This window comes from Xanthomonas sp. 3498 (assembly GCF_014199795.1).
Taxonomy (GTDB): domain Bacteria; phylum Pseudomonadota; class Gammaproteobacteria; order Xanthomonadales; family Xanthomonadaceae; genus Xanthomonas_A; species Xanthomonas_A rydalmerensis.
In genome coordinates, this window is sequence record NZ_JACHOH010000002.1 from 772,798 (window position 1) to 790,469 (window position 17,672).

Here is a 17,672-nt window from a genome sequence, read left to right on the forward strand (position 1 = left end):
GACCCACGTCCGCTCAGCGGCCGGCAGTCGCCGTCGGCGGCCGCAGTTCCGCGGCGGTGCGCGCGCCGGCGAACACCAGCACCAGCCCCGCCGCCAGGGTGATCGCCAGGTACAGCGGCACCGTGCCGAGGCGGCCGTTGCGCACGAACACCATGCTTTCCATCATCAGCGAGGAGAACGTGGTCAGCCCGCCGACCAGGCCCACGATCAGCAGCGCCCGCCAGTACGGCGCGCTGGCGCCGCGGCCTTCGATCCACACCAGCAGGAAGCCGCCGACGAAGGCGCCGGCCAGGTTCACCGCCAGCGTGCCCCAGGGAAAGCCGGCGCCGTAGCGCTGCAGCAGCGCGCTGCCCACCGCGAAGCGCAGCCCGGAGCCGACCGCGCCACCGGCCATCGCCAGCAGCAGTTGTTGCCACCACAGGGTCAGGTTCATGCGCGCCTCCGCGAGACGAACGCCGGAGTGGCAGCAGAAAAACGAGAAGGAACGGGCATCGGATTCTCCACAAGGACGATGCCGGGGCGCGAGCCTGCCACCCCGGCGGGGGTTGGGCAGGCATCATCAGCGCGCAGTGCTGCGGGCGGTTCGAGGAGGAATGCCATCTCCTGTGCGCCGATTATGAAGCCGATCGACCGGCCTTGTCAGCCCGCGCCTGCTCGCGCGCGGCGCGCAGGCGGTCGAGCTTGTCCTTGAGCTTAATCTCCAGGCCGCGCTCCACCGGGCGGTAGTACACGCGCTCGCCCATCGCATCGGGGAAGCCGGTCTGGTCCAGGGCGATGCCGCCTTCGGCGTCGTGGTCGTACTGGTAGTCGGCGCCGTAGCCCAGGGTCTTCATCAGCTTGGTCGGCGCATTGCGCAGGTGCAGCGGCACCTCCTGGGTGCCGGTCTCGCGCACTTCGGCCTTGGCCTGGTTGAACGCGGCATAGCCGGCGTTGGACTTGGCGGTGCTGGCCAGGTACAGCACCAATTGCGCGAACGCCAGTTCGCCTTCGGGACTGCCCAGGCGCTCGTAGATGTCCCAGGCTTCCAGCGCCATCGACTGCGCGCGCGGGTCGGCCAGGCCGATGTCCTCGATCGCCATGCGGGTCAGCCGCCGCGCCAGGTAGGACGGGTCGCAGCCGCCGTCGAGCATGCGCGTGAGCCAGTACAGCGCCGCGTCCGGATTGGAACTGCGCACCGACTTGTGCAGCGCCGAGATCTGGTCGTAGAACTGCTCGCCGCCCTTGTCGAAGCGGCGCGTGCGGTCGGCCAGCACCTGCTGCAGGGTCTGCGCGGTGATCTCGCCGGCCTCGTCCTGGGCCAGTTCGGCGGCGATCTCCAGCAGGGTCAGCGCGCGCCGCACGTCGCCATCGGCGGCGCCGGCGATCTCCAGCAGCGCCGCATCGGAGACCTGCAACTGCTCGGCGCCGAGCCCGCGCTCGGGATCGTGCAGCGCCCGCTGCAGCGCCTCGGCGATGTCCTGCGGCGACACCGGCTCCAGCACGTGCACGCGGCAGCGCGACAGCAGCGCCGAATTCAGCTCGAACGAGGGATTCTCGGTGGTGGCGCCGACGAACAGGATGGTGCCGCGCTCGATGTGCGGCAGGAACGCATCCTGCTGCGCCTTGTTGAAGCGGTGCACCTCGTCGACGAACAGCACGGTGCGGCGGCCGTCGGCGAAGCGCTGCGCGGCCTCGGCCAGCACCAGCCGCACCTCCGGCAGGCCGGACAGCACCGCCGAGATCGCCTTGAACTCGGCTTCGGCGTACTGCGCCAACAGCAGTGCCAGGGTGGTCTTGCCGCAGCCGGGCGGCCCCCACAGGATCATCGAGTGCACGCGGCCGGACGCGACCGCGCGGCGCAGCGCACTGGTGGGTGCCAGCAGGCGCTTCTGCCCGACCATCTCGTCGAGCGTGCGCGGGCGCATGCGCTCGGCCAGCGGGCGCATGGCCTCGCGGTCGACGCTCAGCAGGTCGGGCGTATCGGAAGCGAAGGGTCTGCGTTTGGCCATGCGCCCATTCTATCGCCGCGGCCCGTGCACGCCGTGCGGCCTGCATGCGTGCCTGCCCGCGGCCCGCTCGCTGCAAGCCCGCGCGGCACCGACGCCAGCGCTAGAATCGCGGCGCCTCCCCTGCCCGGCCGCCCCCCGCCATGAGCCACCACGACATCCTGGACGCATTTACCCATCAGCACGACTTCCTCGGCACGCGCCACGAGCGCAACGCGCGCCGCACCTGGGCGGTGGTGGCGCTGACCGCCGCGATGATGATCGTGGAGATCGTCGCCGGCTGGTGGACCGGCTCGATGGCGCTGCTGGCCGACGGCCTGCACATGGCCACCCACGCCGGCGCGCTGTCGCTGGCCGGCTTCGCCTACTGGTTCGCGCGGCGGCACCGGCACAACCCGCGCTTCACCTTCGGCACAGGCAAGGTCGGCGACCTGGCCGGCTTCTCGAGCGCGCTGATCCTGGCGCTGATCGCCCTGGGCATCGGCGTGGAGTCGGCACTGCGCCTGGCGCAGCCGGTGCACATCGCCTATGACGAAGCGCTGTGGATCGCGGCGCTGGGCCTGCTGGTGAACCTGCTCAGTGCCTGGATGTTGGGTGCCGACCACCACCACGATCACGGGCAGGGGCATGGCCACGGCCATCATCATGACCACGACCATGGCCACGCACACGCCAACGCCGCGCATCGGCATGACGACCATGCGCACGCGTACCACGATGGGCATGACCACGATCATGCCCATGGTCACGACCATCCCCACCCTCACGATCACCACGGGCATGCGCACGCCCACGCCGCGCCTGCGCACAGTCGTGATCGGCACGCCCACGCCGACCACAATCTACGCTCGGCCTACATGCATGTGCTGGCCGACGCGCTGACCTCGGTGATGGCGATCGTCGCCCTGCTGCTGGCCAAGTACCTGGGCTGGACCTGGACCGATGCGCTGATGGGCATCGTCGGCGCCATCGTCATCGCACGTTGGTCGCTGGCGCTGCTGCGCGACACCGGCGCGGTGCTGCTCGACGCCTCGGCGCCGGCGGCGCTGCAGGCGCAGATCCGCGACCGCCTGCAGCAGGACGACGAGCGCATCGCCGACCTGCACGTGTGGCGGGTCGGCCCCGGCCAGCACGCGGCGATCGTGTCGCTGGTGACGCACCGGCCGCGGCCGGCGGCGTTCTACCACGCGCGCCTGCAGGGCGTGGCCACGCTGGGCCACGTCAGCATCGAAGTGCAGACCTGCCCCAACTGAGCGAAAAGCCCGCCGTGCACCGACCCGGCGCGCGGCGGCCGCCGGCTCAGCGGTCGCCGACCACGTCCACGTCCTTGTCCGGGACGTAGCGGAAGGTGCCGCTGGCGAAGGCCGGATTGCGCTTCCAGTCGCTGAAGCTGATGTCGGTGCGCTGGCCGACCGGGTCGACCACTTCCATGCGCGCCAGGCCGTTGCGGTCGAAGCCGAGCTTGGCCATCTGGAAGCTGGCCTCGGTGTCCACCTTCGGCGTCATGGTCAGCCACTGCAGTCCGTCGCGGGCCACCGCTTCCTCGCTGACGTCGTACTGGCGGTCGAGCCGGCCCGGATCGATCAGCGCGGTCAGCGGGCTGTTCTGTTCCTCGCTGCCCTGCGCGCGCACCGTGGCCTGCTTCAGGTCCGGGTCGTACACCCAGACCTTGCTGCCATCGGCGACGATCAACTGGGTGTAGGGCTTGCGGTACTCCCAGCGGAACAGGCGCGGCGCCGACAGCGCAACGCGGCCGCTGGAGCTTTCCTTCAGCGTGCCCTTGCCGTCGTAGACCTTCTGCGCGAACTGGCCGTCCAGGCCCTTCAGCCCGCGGGTGAAGGCGGTGAGGTCCTCGCGGGCGCCGGCGAAGGCGGAGCCGGCCAGCAGCGCGGTGGCGAGGACGGTGTAGCGGAGTGTGCGAAGCATGCGGATGGATTTCCGGATGGAGTGTGGGAAGTGTGACGCGACGCGCCTGAATAGGCGATCAGAGGGCGCGGCCGGCCGCGCCACGCTACGGCCCGGTCTGCATCCGGCTCAGGTCGCCGTACAGGATCTGCCCGCGGAAGCCGCGCCGCACCTGCTGGTACAACTCGCGGAACGCAGCGTAATCCTGCGGCTGGCACAGCGCCGCCGGGCCATGGATCGCACGCCGGTGCAGCGTATGCGTGGCGGTCACGGTCTGCCCGGCGCGCACCCAGGTGGCGGCGTACTCGCCGGCGGCGTTGCGGAAATGGGTATCGGCCGGGATCGCGATGATCGGCACGCTGTCCGGGAAGGTCAGCCGGTAGGTCTCGCTGCGCGCGTTGTCGTTGCAGTAGAACGGGGTCAGATTGCGCTCGGCCGAAGCCGTGCTGTAGACCCCGCGCACCGAGTCGGCGCCGGGCATCAGCGGCAGGCTCATGCCGCCGACCACGCCGAAGTCGACGTAGTCGTGGGCGCGGAAGCGGTAGGCGTAGCCGAAGGGCCGGGTCAGATCCTGCGGCGTGCCCTGCAGCAGCAGCTCGCCGCTGCCGTCGAAGCCGGAGGCGGCGACGATCGACTCCTCGATACGCGTGCGGTTCTGCGCGTTGAGCTGCACGAACATCGTGCGCAGGCCGACCTCGCCGACGTCGCCGCTGTCCAGGCGGGCGATGCCGCTCAGGCTGCCATCGGCGGCGAAGCGGTAGTCGGTTTCGACCAGGTAGCGATTGACCTTGGCATCGTCCGGCGGCGTGCGCGCCACGGTGCCGTCGGCGGTGTGGAGCACCGGCGCGCCCAGGTCGCCGGCCGGCAACTGGCCGAAGCGCGCGTACGGGCTGGTCGAATCCACGTACAGCTTGAACTCGGGCAGATAGGTGATGGCATGGTTGAAGCGGCCCAGCACCGGCACCTCGGGCAGGGTCGGCCCGCCCTGCGCGCCGATCAGCACCGGCGTGCTGGCGATGCCCTTGGCCGCCAGCAGCGCCTCCAGCACCACGGTGTGGTCCTTGCAGTCGCCGTAGTGGTTGTCGAGGATGCTGTCGGCGCTGTTCGGCTGCAGCCCGCCATTGCCCAGGTACACCGCCACGTAGCGGATGTTGCGCGCCACCCAGTCGTACAGTGCCGCGGCCTGCGCGCGGCGGTCGCTGATGCCGGCGGTGATCTGCTCGGCGCGTGCGCGCACCTTCGGGGTGACCTGCGCGGCGGCGGCGCTGCTGTGCTGGTAGGCCTGGGCCATCTGTGCCCAGCGGCGGAAACTGCTGGCCATGATGGTCGGGCTGAATTCCCAGGTCGCCGCCGTCCAGTTCTGGCTCTTCATGGGCTCGCGGCGGCTGTAGCGCCATTCCCAGCGCGCCTGCTCGCCGTCGATCTGCGGCGTGTTGCTGCCCTGCACGCCGCGCGTGTACAGGTGCATCTGCAGCCGCCGCGGCGCCACCAGCGTCACCGTGGCGTCGTCGTACTGGGAGAACACGCTGAAGGTTTCCCACAGGCTGAAATAGCCGGGGAAGTACGGCACGTTCTGGGTGCGGCGCACCCGGTACACCAGGCGCGCGCCGGGCATCAGGTTGGGGAACACCACCACCTTGACCTTGCGGTCGGCGTACATCGCCGCCGCCGCGCTGGAATAGCTCTCCTGGGTGTAGATCTTGTCGGCCGGCACGTCGTGGCGCAGCCCGTCCGGGGTCAGGGTGTAGGCAGCCAGCACCTCCAGGGTCTCCAGCTTCTCGCTGTAGCCCAGCCGCACCTGGCTGAACTGGTCGACGCCGGCCTTGGTCTTGAGCAGCAGTTCGTACTCGTCGGTCTCGACGCTGGTGGCGTCTTCGCGCACCTCGTAGTCGGCGCGGTAGCGCACGTAGCTGTAGTTGTTGCTGACCACGGGTGCGGCCGCCGCGCCCGCCGCCTGGTCGGTATCAGGATGTGCGGCCGGTGCCGGTTGCGCGGCGGCGGCGCCGGCCAGCGCCAGCAGCACCGCTCCGAACAGCCAGCGCGCGGCGCGCACAGGCGCCAGTCCGCTCAGGCGCAGGCCATGGCCGGCGGAGGGCGCGGTGCGCATCACTTCGGCGGCGGCGGCGCCAGCACGCTGCGGTCGCCGTTGTGTTCGGGCGGGCTGACCACGCCGGCGGCTTCCATCGCCTCGATCAGCCGCGCGGCGCGGTTGTAGCCGATCTTCAGCCGCCGCTGCACGCCGGAGATGGAGGCGCGGCGGGTCTCGGTGACGATGCGCAGGGCCTCGTCGTACAGCGGGTCGGACTCGTCGCCGCCACCGCCGCCGGCTTCGGGCAGGCCGGTGGCGCCGATCACGGTGCCGTCGCCCATGGTCTGCACCTCGTCGAGCACGCCCTCGATGTAGTCGGCCGGGCCGCTGGCCTTGAGGTGCTCGACCACCCGGTGCACTTCCTCGTCGCTGACGAAGGCGCCGTGCACGCGATCCGGCATCGCCGTGCCCGGCGGCAGGTACAGCATGTCGCCGTGGCCCAGCAGGGTCTCGGCACCGGACTGGTCGAGGATGGTGCGCGAGTCGATCTTGGAGCTGACCTGGAAGGCGATGCGGGTCGGGATGTTGGCCTTGATCAGGCCGGTGATCACATCCACCGAGGGCCGCTGGGTGGCCAGGATCAGATGGATGCCGGCGGCGCGGGCCTTCTGTGCCAGCCGCGCGATCAGCTCTTCGACCTTCTTGCCGACGATCATCATCATGTCGGCGAATTCGTCGATGAAGATGACGATGAACGGCAGCGTGTCCAGCGGTCGCGGCGCCTCGGCCAGGTCCGGGTTGGGCTTGAACAGCGGGTCCATCAACGGCTGCCCGGCGTCCTGCGCGTCCTTGACCTTCTTGTTGAAGCCGGCCAGGTTGCGCACGCCCACCGCGCTCATCAGCTTGTAGCGGCGCTCCATCTCCGCCACGCACCAGCGCAGGCCGTTGGCGGCCTCCTTCATGTCGGTGACCACCGGCGCCAGCAGGTGCGGGATGCCCTGGTAGACGCTCAGTTCGAGCATCTTCGGGTCGATCATCAGCATCCGCAGGTCCTTGGCCGAAGCCTTGTACAGCAGGCTCAGCACCATCGCGTTGACCGCCACCGACTTGCCCGAGCCGGTGGTACCGGCGACCAGCAGGTGCGGCATGCGCGCCAGGTCGGCCACGGTCGGGCGGCCGGCGATGTCCTTGCCCAGCGCCAGGGTCAGCGGGCTGGTCGACTTGTCGTATTCCTTGGAGCGCAGCAGCTCGCTGAGATAGATCATCTCGCGGCTGACGTTGGGGATCTCCAGGCCGATCACCGACTTGCCCGGGATCACGTCGACCACGCGCACCGACTTCACCGACAGACCGCGGGCGATGTCCTTGTCCAGCGAACTGATCTGGCTGACCTTGATGCCCGGCGCCGGCTCGATCTCGAAGCGGGTGATCACCGGGCCAGGATAGGCGCCGACCACCTGCGCCTCGATGCGGAAGTCCTTGAGCTTGAACTCGATCTGCCGCGACAGGGTTTCCAGGGTCTCCTCGGAGTAGCCCTTGGCCTGCGGCTTGGGGTCGTCCAGCAAGGCCAGCGGCGGCACCCCGGACGGGTCGCTGCCGGTGCCGTGGAACAGCGGGATCTGCTGCTCGCGCTTGGCGCGCTCGCTCTTCTCCACCACCGGTGCCGGCGGCGGCTCGATCTTGACCGGCTCGCGCTTGGCGCGCTGCACTGCGTCGACCTTGCGCACTTCCTCGCGTTCCTCGCGCATGGCGCGGGTCTGCTGCCACTCGTTGGCCTGCTGGCTGCCGCGGCGGGCCAGCGCCGGCAGCGTCATCACCGCCTTGCCGATGCGCTCCATCACCGCGAACCAGGACAGCCCGGTGGCCAGGGTTACCGACACCAGCAGCAGCACCAGCACAAACAGGTTGGCGCCCAGCGCGCCGAACCCGGCGCCGAGCGAGTTGCCAACCAGCTTGCCGAGGATGCCGCCGGCCCCGGCCACGTCGCCGGCGAACAGGCGCAGGTGCAGCAGCCCGGTGGCGGCGATCAGGAAACCGACGATGCCGACCAGGCGCAGCGCCGGCCCCAGGTCGGCCTCGCCATCGCCATCGCTGTCCATGCCGAACAGCGCGATCCAGGAGATCGCGCCGATCACCACCGGCAGCAGGAAGGCCACGTAGCCGAACAGTTGCAGCAGCACGTCGGCGATCCAGGCGCCGAACTTGCCGCCCATGTTGTGCACCGGTGCGACCACGCTGCCGGTATGCGACCAGCCCGGATCGGTCGCCGAGTACGTGGCCAGGCTGGCCAGCAGGTACAGCAGCAACGGCGCGATCGCGATCAGCGCCAGATCGCGCCACAGCTTCTGCCGGCGTGGGTTGGGCGCGGCGCCCTGCTTGCGTGCCGCCGCATTGGCGCCCTGGGATTTGCCGCGTTCCGGAACCTGCTTCGCCACGCTATGACCAGACCTTAGAAATGCATCGTTAGTGATTGATAATAAACGATTCGCCCTTGCATTTCAGCAGTCGGTACCTGAATCGTCCGGTCTTTGCGCAGGCCGACGCTGGCAATGCCCGATCGAGGCGGGCAACGACGTGCGGCGCACGCTGTCTGTCGCGGCGGGCCGCAGCGTTTCCGCCACGCGGCTTGATTCGTTCCAGGCCGGCCGCCACTCTATGTGACTTCGCCGGAACCCGCGCAATGCCGCGCTTCGGCCGCCATTTCACCCTGTTCGCGAGTATACATGAGCCCCTCTGCCGCCAATTCCGCCAAGCATTCCCGCCTGCTGATCCTGGGTTCCGGCCCGGCCGGCTGGACCGCCGCGGTCTACGCCGCGCGCGCCAATCTCAAGCCGGTGGTGATCACCGGCCTGCAGCAGGGCGGCCAGCTGATGACCACCACCGAGGTCGACAACTGGCCGGGCGACCCCCACGGCCTGATGGGCCCGGACCTGATGGCGCGCATGCAGGCGCATGCCGAGCGCTTCGAGACCGAGGTGATCTTCGACCACATCCATACCGCCAACCTGGCGCAGCGCCCGTTCCGGCTCAGCGGCGACAGCGGCGACTACACCTGCGACGCGTTGATCATCGCCACCGGCGCCACCGCCAAGTACCTGGGCATCCCCTCGGAAGAGGCGTTCAAGGGCCGCGGCGTGTCGGCCTGCGCTACCTGCGACGGCTTCTTCTACAAGGACCAGGACGTGGTCGTGGTCGGCGGCGGCAACACCGCCGTGGAAGAGGCGCTGTACCTGTCCAACATCGCCCGCAAGGTCTATCTGGTGCACCGCCGCGACACCCTGCGCGCGGAAAAGATCATGCAGGACAAGCTGTTCGCCAAGGTCGCCGCCGGCAAGATCGAGACCGTCTGGCACCACCAGGTGGACGAAGTGCTGGGCAACGAGGCCGGCGTCACCGGCGTGCGGGTCAAGTCGGTGCAGGACGGCAGCACCCGCGACCTGGAAGCGCACGGCTTCTTCGTCGCCATCGGCCATCACCCGAACACCCAGCTGTTCGACGGCCAGTTGGCCATGCACAACGGCTACCTGGAGATCCGCTCCGGCCTCGGCGGCGCCGCCACCGAGACCTCGGTGCCGGGCGTGTTCGCTGCTGGCGACGTCGCCGACCAGCACTACCGCCAGGCGATCACCTCGGCCGGCTTCGGCTGCATGGCCGCGCTGGACGCCGAGCGGTATCTGGACAAGGGTGCCTGAGTCCACGCAGGCCCTGAGCTGCCGGCGCCCGGCCGGAAGCGGCCGTGCGCCCGCGCGTGCGGCAGGTGGCACGGGCGGCCGCTGCGCCGCCCTCTACCGCAAGTCGTCACGGCGATGAGCCGGATCCGCTGGCTGCGCCAGCTCGACGCGGTCGCCGCTGCCGACTGGGACGCCCTGCACGACGGCTGCAATCCGTTCGTCGCCCACGCGTTCCTGGCCGGCCTGGAGCAGCACGGCTGCCTGCGCCCGGACTGGGGCTGGAGCCCGCTGCATCTCACCGTCTGGGACGGCGAGGCGCTGGTCGCCGCGGCGCCCGGGTACGTCAAAAGCAACTCGCACGGCGAATTCGTGTTCGACCATGCCTGGGCGCACGCCTACGCGCGCTACGGCCAGGACTACTTCCCCAAGTGGCTGTGCGCGGTGCCGTACTCGCCGGTGACCGGGCCGCGGCTGCTGGCGCGCGATCAGGCGGCGCAACAGGAACTGCTCGCGGCCATGCAGGCGCTGACCGAGAGCACCAACCTGTCCTCGGCCCACGTCAATTTCCACCGCGCCGAGGAGGACGCCGCGTTCGGCGCCGACTGGCTGGAGCGCAACGACGTGCAGTACCAGTGGCACAACGACGCCGGCTGGACCGGGTTCGACGATTACCTGGGCGCGATGGACCACAAGCACCGCAAGAACATCCGCCAGGAGCGGGCCAAGGTGCAGCGCGCCGGCATCGACTTTCGGGTGCTGCACGGCGACGAGGCCAGCGCTGCCGACCTGCAGGCGATGTATGGGTTCTATCTGCGCACCTTCGACGACTACGGCAATTCGCCGGCGCTGACCCTGGCATTCTTCTCACATCTTGCGCGAACGATGCCGCGCAACCTTTTGATCTTCCTCGCCATGCATGAAGGCGCGCCGGTAGCCGGCGCGTTCTGCCTGCGCGGCGGCGACACCTTGTACGGCCGCTACTGGGGTGGCGACGCCCTGCCCGGCCTGCACTTCGAGACCTGCTACTACCAGGGCATCGAATACTGCCTGCGCGAGGGCCTGACCCGCTTCGAACCGGGCGCGCAGGGCCAGCACAAGATCGCCCGCGGCTTCCTGCCGCGACTGGTGCGCAGCCGCCACTGGATCGCCGACCCGGGCTTCCGTGTACCGCTGGCCGAGTGGTGCGCCCAGGAACGCGCCGAGGTGCGCCAGCACGCGGCGGCGCTGCAGCGCCACTCGCCGTTCCGCCACGACGCCTGAGGCATCGGCTACGCTGCCGGCGATGCGTCGTCTCCCTGCCCTGCTCGCGGCCGATCCCGCCGCCCCGTTCCCGCCGCCGTCCAGCGCCCTGCGCGAGCCGGACGGCTTGCTCGCGGTCGGCGGCGACCTGTCGCCGACGCGCCTGCTCGCGGCCTATGCGCAGGGCATCTTCCCCTGGTACTCCGATGGCGAGCCGATCCTGTGGTGGAGCCCGGACCCGCGCACCGTGTTCCGCAGCGATGGCGTGCGCCTGTCCTCGCGCTTCCGCCGCAGCCTGCGCCACTGCCCGTGGACGGTGCGCGCCGACACCGCCTTCGCCCAGGTCATCGACGCCTGCGCGCAACTCCCGCGCCGCGGCCAGGACGGCACCTGGATCACCGCGCCGATGCGCGACGCCTATCTGACCCTGCACCAGGCCGGCCACGCGCATTCGGTGGAAGTGTTCGACGGCAGCGAACTGGTCGGCGGCATCTACGGAGTGGCACGCGGACGCATGTTCTTCGGCGAGAGCATGTTCAGTGCGCGCAGCGGCGGCTCCAAGGTCGCGCTGGCCGCGCTGGCGCGGCGCCTGCACGGCTGGGGCTGGCCGCTGATCGACGCGCAGGTGGAGAACGATCACCTGCTGAGCCTGGGCGCCGAGCGCTGGCCGCGCGCGCGCTTCCTGGAGACCATCGCGCCGCTGGCGGCGGCGCCGGCCCAGACCGGGCCCTGGACGTCGCGATTCGGGTCGCTGGCGGCGCTTGAACTGGCCCAGGATTGAGCGGGATTAACGCAAACTTTGCATGGCGCGGCGCAGGCGAGTAAAATCCTCGCTCTTCAGGCCTTTGGCCGCTCCGAATCGCACAGGATTACATGTCGAAAGACGACTCCATCGAATTCGAAGGCACCGTCAGCGAGACGTTGCCCAATACCACGTTCCGGGTCAAGCTGGAAAACGGACACGAAATCATCGCCCACATCTCCGGCCGCATGCGCAAGAACTACATCCGCATCCTGACCGGCGACCGGGTGAAGGTCGAAATGACCCCGTACGACCTGACCAAGGGTCGCATCACCTACCGCATGAAGTAATCCGCCGCGGGCGGACATGAAGAAGGCGGCCAGTGGCCGCCTTTCGCGTCTGCAACGGTGGAACGACGGTGACTTCGCCAGGCGGCTGCAGCCTCTGCAGCCGCCTTTCGTCGTGCCTGTCGGCCTCAGTCCACCGTCGCCGGCAGCAGGCGCTCGGGCTCGGCCTGGGTCTCCACCACCAGCTCGCCATCGCGCACGTCGATGGTGACGCGGCCGCCGTTGACCAGCTTGCCGAACAGCAGCTCGTCGGCCAGCGGGCGCTTGACCTTGTCCTGGATCACCCGCGCCATCGGCCGCGCGCCCATCAGCGGGTCGAAGCCGTGCTGGGCCAGCCAGTCGCGTGCGGTCGGGGTCGCCGACAGCGACACGTGCTTCTCCTGCAGCAGCATCTCCAGCTCGATCACGAACTTGTCGACCACGCGCAGGATGTGGCTGAAGGCCAGCGGCTGGAACTGCACCACCGCGTCCAGGCGGTTGCGGAACTCCGGGGTGAAGCTGCGACGGATGATCTCCATCGCATCGGTGGAGTGGTCCTGCTGGGTGAAGCCGATCGAGCGCCGCGAGGCCTGGGTGGCGCCGGCATTGGTGGTCATCACCAGGATCACGTTCTTGAAGTTGGCCTCGCGCCCGTTGGTGTCGGTGAGCACGCCGCGGTCCATGACCTGCAGCAGGATGTTGAAGATGTCCGGGTGCGCCTTCTCCACCTCGTCCAGCAGCAACACGCAGTGCGGGGTCTTGACGATCTTCTCGGTCAGCAGGCCGCCCTGGTCGAAGCCGACGTAGCCCGGGGGCGCGCCGATCAGGCGGCTGATCGAATGCGGCTCCATGTACTCGGACATGTCGAAGCGCACCAGCTCGATGCCCAACTGCAGCGCCAACTGCTTGGTGACCTCGGTCTTGCCCACGCCGGTGGGGCCGGCGAACAGGAAGTTGCCGATCGGCTTTTCCGGATTGGCCAGGCCCGAGCGCGCCAGCTTGATCGACGAGGACAGTGTCTCGATCGCCGGATCCTGGCCGAAGATCACCATCTTCAGGTTGCGCTCCAGGTGCTGCAGCACGTCCTTGTCGGTGGCGCTGACCTGCTTGGCCGGGATCCGCGCCATCTTGGCGACGATGGTCTCGATCTCCTCGATGTCGATCAACTCCTTGCGCTGGCCTTCCGGCAGCAGCCGCTGGCGCGCGCCGGCCTCGTCGATCACGTCGATCGCCTTGTCCGGCAGCAGTCGGTCGCCGATGTGCTTGACCGACAGGTCCACCGCCGCCTGCAGCGCGTCGTCGGCATAGGTCACGCCGTGGTGCGCCTCGTACTTGGGCTTGAGGCCCTGCAGGATCTCGAAGGTTTCGCCCACGGTCGGCTCGACGATGTCGATCTTCTGGAAGCGCCGCGCCAGGGCGCGGTCCTTCTCGAAGATGCCGCGGTATTCCTGGAACGTGGTCGAGCCGATGCAGCGCAGGTCGCCCGAGGACAGCGCCGGCTTGATCAGGTTGGACGCGTCCATGGTGCCGCCGGAGGCGGAGCCGGCACCGATGATGGTGTGGATCTCGTCGATGAACAACACCGCGTTGGGCACCTTCTTCAGCGAGGTCAGCACCCCCTTCAGGCGCTTCTCGAAGTCGCCCCGGTACTTGGTGCCGGCGACCAGCGCGCCCAGGTCGAGCGAGAAGATCACCGCATCGGCCAGCACCGCGGGCACGCTGCCTTCGACGATGCGCTTGGCCAGGCCTTCGGCGATGGCGGTCTTGCCGACGCCGGCCTCGCCCACGTACAGCGGATTGTTCTTGCGGCGGCGGCACAACACCTGGATGGTGCGCTCGATCTCGTCGGCGCGGCCCACCAGCGGGTCGATGCGGCCATTGCGAGCCTGCTCGTTCAGATTGGTGGCGTACTCGGCCAGGGCGTCGCCCTTCGGCTCTCCCTCGCCCGCCTCGCCCTTGGGCTCGCCGTCGGCCGGCGCGGCGTGCTCGCCGTCCTCGCCCATCTTGGCGATGCCGTGGGACAGGTAGTTGACGATGTCCAGGCGGGTGATGTCCTGCTGGTTCAGGAAGTACACCGCATGCGAGTCCTTCTCGCCGAAGATCGCCACCAGCACGTTGGCGCCGCTGACCTCCTTCTTGCCCGAGGACTGCACGTGGTAGACCGCCCGCTGCAGCACCCGCTGGAAGCCCAGGGTGGGCTGGGTGTCGCGGCCGTCATCCTCGGCCAGGCGCGCCACGGAGGCCTCGATGGCCTGTTCCAGGTCGCTGCGCAGGCGCTCGACGTCGGCGCCGCAGGCCTTGAGCACGGCCTGGGCGGAGGGGTTGTCGAGCAGCGCCAACAGCAGGTGCTCCACCGTCATGAACTCATGACGGGCTTCCCGGGCGCGCTTGTAGCACTGGCCGATGGTCTGCTCGAGATCTTTGCTGAACATGGTGTACTCCGACGTCTGTTGCCAACAATATGTGGCTTGAGTTGCGAATTTCCACAACCCTATCGGATCAGTGTGTTCACACCGCGTTAGTCCGGGCAAACCGGTGACCGACGCCTCCCACTATCAGGCTTTTTCCATCGTGCACAACAGGGGGTGCTGGTTCATCCGCGAGAACTCGTTCACCTGAGCCACCTTGGATTCAGCCACCTCGCGGGTATAGACCCCGCATACCCCGCGGCCGCGGGTATGGACGTGCAGCATCACCTGGGTGGCGCGCTCCAGGTCCAGGGAGAAGAACTGCTGCAGCACGGTCACCACGAAGTCCATCGGGGTGTAGTCGTCGTTCAGCAGCAGCACCTGATACATCGGCGGGCGGGCGATTTCCGGCTTGCCGGTCTCCACCATGACGCCATGATCGTGCTCGGGGGAATTCTTGCGGGGCATCCGCCCATTATATACGGGGGCCGCCGGCCCGGATTGGACGATCGCCGGCCCTGCCCGCACAATTCCCCTCCTTTCGATGGCGCTTCGCATGCATTCGACGATGTTCCCCAAGGTTCCGCTGCTCGCCGCGCTGCTCGCCGTGGCCCTGCCAGCCGCCGCCGAGCCGCCGGACGCGGCGCTGGGCAAGCGCCTGCAGGCGCTGGGTTACGACGTGCAGGCCGACGAGGACGGCGATTACCAGGTGCTGTTCGGCCTGCGCGACAACGGCCGTGAGCGCAAGCAGCTCACCTACGTGCGCTCGCCGGTGGAGACCTTCGGCAGCTACCGCATCCGCGAGGTGTGGTCGCCGGCCTACCAGGCCCAGGGCGACAGCCTGCCCGCCAAGGTCGCCAACCGGCTGCTGGAGGATGCGCAGTCGGACATCCTCGGCGGCTGGGTCCGCCAGGGCGGCACCGCGGTGTTCGTGGTCAAGATCCCCGCCGATGCCGACGACACGGCGCTGCGCGAGGCGCTGGAGGCGGCCGCACGCGGCGCCGACGCGATGGACGCCGAACTCAACGGCGGCAAGGATCTGTTCTGATGACGGCGGCCGCAGAACCCTGGCAGCCGGACGTGACCGTGGCCACGGTGGTGGTGCGCGACGGGCGCTTGCTGCAGGTGGAGGAAGCCATCGCCGGTGCGCTGGTGCTGAACCAGCCGGCCGGCCACCTGGAGCCGGACGAGAGCCTGATCGAGGCCGCGGTGCGCGAGACGCTGGAGGAAACCGGCTGGCAGGTGCAGCCGACCGCGTTCATCGGCGCCTACCAGTGGAAGGCCGACAACGGCCGCCACTACCTGCGCTTCGCCTTCGCCGCCGACCCGGTCGCGCACGATCCGCAGCGGCCGCTGGACACCGGCATCGTGCGCGCGCTGTGGATGACCCTGGCCGAGCTGGAGGCCGCCGCGCCGCGCTGGCGCAGCCCGCTGGTATGGCAGGTGGTGGCCGATTTCCTGGCCGGACGCCGCTACCCGCTGGACCTGTTGCGGCAGGTGGCATGAGCGGCGCAACGGTCATGGTCGGGGTCTCCGGCGGCGTGGATTCGTCGGTGGCGGCCTGGCAACTGGTCCAGCAGGGGGCCGCGGTGTCCGGGCTGTTCATGCAGAACTGGGCCGATGACGGCAGCGGCGATTGCCGCGCCGACGACGACCGCCGCGATGCGGTGGCGGTGTGCGGGCGGCTCGGCATCCCGTTCCATTTCCGCGATTTTTCGCAGGAGTACTGGCAAGGCGTGTTCGCACACTTCCTGGCCGAATACGCCGCCGGGCGCACCCCAAACCCGGACGTGCTGTGCAACCGCGAGGTCAAGTTCAAGCATTTCCTGGACGCGGCACGCGAACTCGGCGCCGAACGCATCGCCACCGGCCACTATGCGCGGGTGGACAGCGTCGGCGGCCGCTGGCGGCTGCTGCGTGGGCTGGACCGCAACAAGGACCAGAGCTACTTCCTGCACCAGCTGGGCCAGGCGCAACTGGCTGCGACGCTGTTCCCGGTCGGCGAGCTGCCCAAGGAGCAGGTGCGCCGCATCGCCCGCGAGGCCGGCCTGCCGACCCACGCCAAGAAGGACTCCACCGGCATCTGCTTCATCGGCGAACGCGATTTCCGCGAATTCCTGGGGCGTTACCTGCCGGCCCGGCGCGGCGAGATCCGCGATCCGCACGAGCATGTCGTGGCCGAGCATCCGGGGGTGTTCTACTTCACCCTGGGCCAGCGCGAGGGCCTGAACATCGGCGGGGTGCGCGGGCGCGCCGCGGCGCCGTGGTACGTGGTCGGCAAGGACGTCGCCCGGAACGTGCTGTACGTCGACCAGGACCGCGACAGCCCCCACCTGATGGCCAACCGGCTGCAGTCCGAGACCGCGCACTGGATCGCCGGCGCGCCGCCGGCACGACGCTTCGACTGCACCGCCCAGACCCGCTACCGCCAGGCCGACGAGCCCTGCACGGTCGAGGTCGGCGACGACGGTACCCTGTCGGTGCGCTTCGCGCGCCCGCAGCGCGCCGTCACCCCCGGGCAGTCGCTGGTGCTGTACCAGGGCGAGGAATGCCTGGGCGGCGCCGTGATCGCCACTACCGATGCCCCGCTGGAGCGCCGCCTGGCGCAGCAGGCACCCGCCGCACACGAGGACACGATTCGATGACCGATTCCATGGACGCGCGCATGCTGGCGCTGGCGGGCATGGCCCAGGCCCTGCAGCAGGTGCGGCGCATCGCCGAGACCGGCCAGTCGGAGGCGTCGCTGGTGCGCACCCTGCTCGACAGCGTGTTCCGCATCGACGCGCCCAGCCCCGAGGCGGTGTACGGCCGCCGCGCCGACCTGGCGCCAGGCCTGCGCCTGCTGCACAACTACTTCCGCAACCAGGGCCAGGACGAGGTGCTGCCGCGGCTGGCGCTGGCGGTGATCCAGCTGGAGCGGCGCTTCGCCGGCGATGCCGAGACCGACGCCAAGGTCGACGCCGGCCTGGCCCGGATCGCGCCGCTGCTGGAGCGCCATGGCGACAGCACCCACCCGGAGGTGATCGCGGCGCTGGGCCAGCTCTATGCCGACACCATCAGCCACCTGCGCCCCCGGGTGATGGTGCAAGGCAATCCGCACTACCTGGGCCAGGCCGGGGTGGTGGCCGAGATCCGCGCGCTGCTGCTGGCGGCGGTGCGCGCGGCGGTGCTGTGGCGGCAGATGGGCGGCAGCCTGTGGGACTTCCTGCTGGCCAAGCGGCGCATGCGCGACACCGTGGACCGCGCGCTGGGCTGAGCCCGCGAGGGCACCGGCGCGGGGCCATGCAGCGCGCCCCGCTCGGCCGTTCTGCGACGCCGATCGTATGAATGTCGGCAGGTTTCGATGATCCGCTCACGGCGTTGCTAA

General features: G+C 69.5%; 16 protein-coding genes and 1 riboswitch. Of the genes, 9 read left to right on the forward strand and 7 right to left on the reverse strand.

What is annotated here, in order from left to right; genetic code table 11:
• Positions 1-13: 13 nt before the first annotated feature.
• On the reverse strand, positions 14-433 hold the full coding sequence (gene crcB, locus GGR66_RS08470; protein WP_184447951.1) for a fluoride efflux transporter CrcB: 420 nt from the start codon (positions 431-433) through the stop codon (positions 14-16).
• A 110-nt stretch (positions 434-543) separates the two neighbouring features.
• Positions 544-613, reverse strand: a riboswitch (Fluoride riboswitch).
• A gap of 1 nt (position 614) precedes the next feature.
• The gene (locus GGR66_RS08475; RefSeq protein ID WP_184447952.1) at positions 615-1,988 is read right to left on the reverse strand and encodes a replication-associated recombination protein A; all 1,374 of its coding nucleotides are present in this window, start codon (positions 1,986-1,988) and stop codon (positions 615-617) included.
• A gap of 140 nt (positions 1,989-2,128) precedes the next feature.
• On the opposite strand from GGR66_RS08475, the gene dmeF reads away from it, so the two are divergent.
• Complete coding sequence (gene dmeF, locus GGR66_RS08480) at positions 2,129-3,238, forward strand: CDF family Co(II)/Ni(II) efflux transporter DmeF (protein WP_184447953.1); 1,110 nt, start codon at positions 2,129-2,131, stop codon at positions 3,236-3,238.
• A gap of 46 nt (positions 3,239-3,284) precedes the next feature.
• Here dmeF and lolA read toward each other — a convergent pair whose 3' ends face one another.
• The 3 genes from lolA to GGR66_RS08495 all read right to left on the reverse strand — a co-directional run bounded on the left by lolA (position 3,285) and on the right by GGR66_RS08495 (position 8,354).
• A complete protein-coding gene (lolA, locus tag GGR66_RS08485; RefSeq protein ID WP_160967457.1) occupies positions 3,285-3,911 on the reverse strand; it encodes an outer membrane lipoprotein chaperone LolA in 627 nt (208 codons plus the stop codon).
• An 85-nt stretch (positions 3,912-3,996) separates the two neighbouring features.
• On the reverse strand, positions 3,997-6,000 hold the full coding sequence (locus tag GGR66_RS08490; protein ID WP_184447954.1) for a DUF3857 domain-containing transglutaminase family protein: 2,004 nt from the start codon (positions 5,998-6,000) through the stop codon (positions 3,997-3,999).
• The gene (locus tag GGR66_RS08495; protein ID WP_160967459.1) at positions 5,997-8,354 is read right to left on the reverse strand and encodes a DNA translocase FtsK; all 2,358 of its coding nucleotides are present in this window, start codon (positions 8,352-8,354) and stop codon (positions 5,997-5,999) included. The genes GGR66_RS08490 and GGR66_RS08495 overlap by 4 nt, the downstream gene beginning before the upstream one ends.
• A 288-nt stretch (positions 8,355-8,642) precedes the next feature.
• On the opposite strand from GGR66_RS08495, the gene trxB reads away from it, so the two are divergent.
• From trxB to infA, 4 genes are all read left to right on the forward strand, one after another.
• Entirely contained in the window at positions 8,643-9,611 is a 969-nt protein-coding gene (gene trxB / locus GGR66_RS08500) for a thioredoxin-disulfide reductase (protein ID WP_160967460.1), read from the forward strand.
• A gap of 114 nt (positions 9,612-9,725) precedes the next feature.
• Complete coding sequence (locus GGR66_RS08505; RefSeq protein ID WP_184447955.1) at positions 9,726-10,850, forward strand: GNAT family N-acetyltransferase; 1,125 nt, start codon at positions 9,726-9,728, stop codon at positions 10,848-10,850.
• A 22-nt stretch (positions 10,851-10,872) separates the two neighbouring features.
• Entirely contained in the window at positions 10,873-11,610 is a 738-nt protein-coding gene (gene aat, locus GGR66_RS08510) for a leucyl/phenylalanyl-tRNA--protein transferase (RefSeq protein WP_184447956.1), read from the forward strand.
• 92 nt (positions 11,611-11,702) lie between these two features.
• Positions 11,703-11,921, forward strand: coding sequence for a translation initiation factor IF-1 (infA, locus tag GGR66_RS08515; RefSeq protein ID WP_004425677.1), 219 nt, complete (start codon positions 11,703-11,705; stop codon positions 11,919-11,921).
• 125 nt (positions 11,922-12,046) lie between these two features.
• On the opposite strand, the gene clpA is transcribed toward infA, so the two are convergent.
• Positions 12,047-14,329, reverse strand: coding sequence for an ATP-dependent Clp protease ATP-binding subunit ClpA (gene clpA, locus GGR66_RS08520; protein WP_160967465.1), 2,283 nt, complete (start codon positions 14,327-14,329; stop codon positions 12,047-12,049).
• Between the two features lie 123 nt (positions 14,330-14,452).
• Entirely contained in the window at positions 14,453-14,773 is a 321-nt protein-coding gene (gene clpS / locus GGR66_RS08525; RefSeq protein ID WP_019796528.1) for an ATP-dependent Clp protease adapter ClpS, read from the reverse strand.
• Between the two features lie 76 nt (positions 14,774-14,849).
• On the opposite strand from clpS, the gene GGR66_RS08530 reads away from it, so the two are divergent.
• Genes GGR66_RS08530 through hflD form a run of 4 tightly spaced genes read left to right on the forward strand, consistent with a single transcriptional unit; the run spans position 14,850 to position 17,561 of the window.
• A complete protein-coding gene (locus GGR66_RS08530) occupies positions 14,850-15,353 on the forward strand; it encodes a hypothetical protein (RefSeq protein WP_184447957.1) in 504 nt (167 codons plus the stop codon).
• A complete protein-coding gene (locus GGR66_RS08535; RefSeq protein ID WP_184447958.1) occupies positions 15,353-15,811 on the forward strand; it encodes an NUDIX hydrolase in 459 nt (152 codons plus the stop codon). The genes GGR66_RS08530 and GGR66_RS08535 overlap by 1 nt, the downstream gene beginning before the upstream one ends.
• Positions 15,808-16,950, forward strand: a complete 1,143-nt coding sequence (gene mnmA, locus GGR66_RS08540; protein ID WP_184447959.1) for a tRNA 2-thiouridine(34) synthase MnmA — start codon at positions 15,808-15,810, stop codon at positions 16,948-16,950. The genes GGR66_RS08535 and mnmA overlap by 4 nt, the downstream gene beginning before the upstream one ends.
• Entirely contained in the window at positions 16,947-17,561 is a 615-nt protein-coding gene (hflD, locus tag GGR66_RS08545) for a high frequency lysogenization protein HflD (protein WP_160967473.1), read from the forward strand. Before mnmA ends, hflD begins: the two co-directional genes overlap by 4 nt.
• Positions 17,562-17,672 lie beyond the last annotated feature (111 nt).

Excerpts from the sequence above, each read along its gene's own strand:
- GGR66_RS08535 (WP_184447958.1), top strand. The coding sequence starts at position 15,353 with ATGACGGCGGCCGCAGAACCCTGGCAGCCGGACGTGACCGTGGCCACG.
- lolA (WP_160967457.1), bottom strand. The coding sequence starts at position 3,911 with ATGCTTCGCACACTCCGCTACACCGTCCTCGCCACCGCGCTGCTGGCC.
- aat (WP_184447956.1), top strand. The coding sequence starts at position 10,873 with ATGCGTCGTCTCCCTGCCCTGCTCGCGGCCGATCCCGCCGCCCCGTTC.
- dmeF (WP_184447953.1), top strand. The coding sequence starts at position 2,129 with ATGAGCCACCACGACATCCTGGACGCATTTACCCATCAGCACGACTTC.
- GGR66_RS08530 (WP_184447957.1), top strand. The coding sequence starts at position 14,850 with ATGGCGCTTCGCATGCATTCGACGATGTTCCCCAAGGTTCCGCTGCTC.
- trxB (WP_160967460.1), top strand. The coding sequence starts at position 8,643 with ATGAGCCCCTCTGCCGCCAATTCCGCCAAGCATTCCCGCCTGCTGATC.
- clpA (WP_160967465.1), bottom strand. The coding sequence starts at position 14,329 with ATGTTCAGCAAAGATCTCGAGCAGACCATCGGCCAGTGCTACAAGCGC.
- clpS (WP_019796528.1), bottom strand. The coding sequence starts at position 14,773 with ATGCCCCGCAAGAATTCCCCCGAGCACGATCATGGCGTCATGGTGGAG.
- crcB (WP_184447951.1), bottom strand. The coding sequence starts at position 433 with ATGAACCTGACCCTGTGGTGGCAACAACTGCTGCTGGCGATGGCCGGT.
- infA (WP_004425677.1), top strand. The coding sequence starts at position 11,703 with ATGTCGAAAGACGACTCCATCGAATTCGAAGGCACCGTCAGCGAGACG.
- GGR66_RS08505 (WP_184447955.1), top strand. The coding sequence starts at position 9,726 with ATGAGCCGGATCCGCTGGCTGCGCCAGCTCGACGCGGTCGCCGCTGCC.
- GGR66_RS08475 (WP_184447952.1), bottom strand. The coding sequence starts at position 1,988 with ATGGCCAAACGCAGACCCTTCGCTTCCGATACGCCCGACCTGCTGAGC.
- hflD (WP_160967473.1), top strand. The coding sequence starts at position 16,947 with ATGACCGATTCCATGGACGCGCGCATGCTGGCGCTGGCGGGCATGGCC.
- mnmA (WP_184447959.1), top strand. The coding sequence starts at position 15,808 with ATGAGCGGCGCAACGGTCATGGTCGGGGTCTCCGGCGGCGTGGATTCG.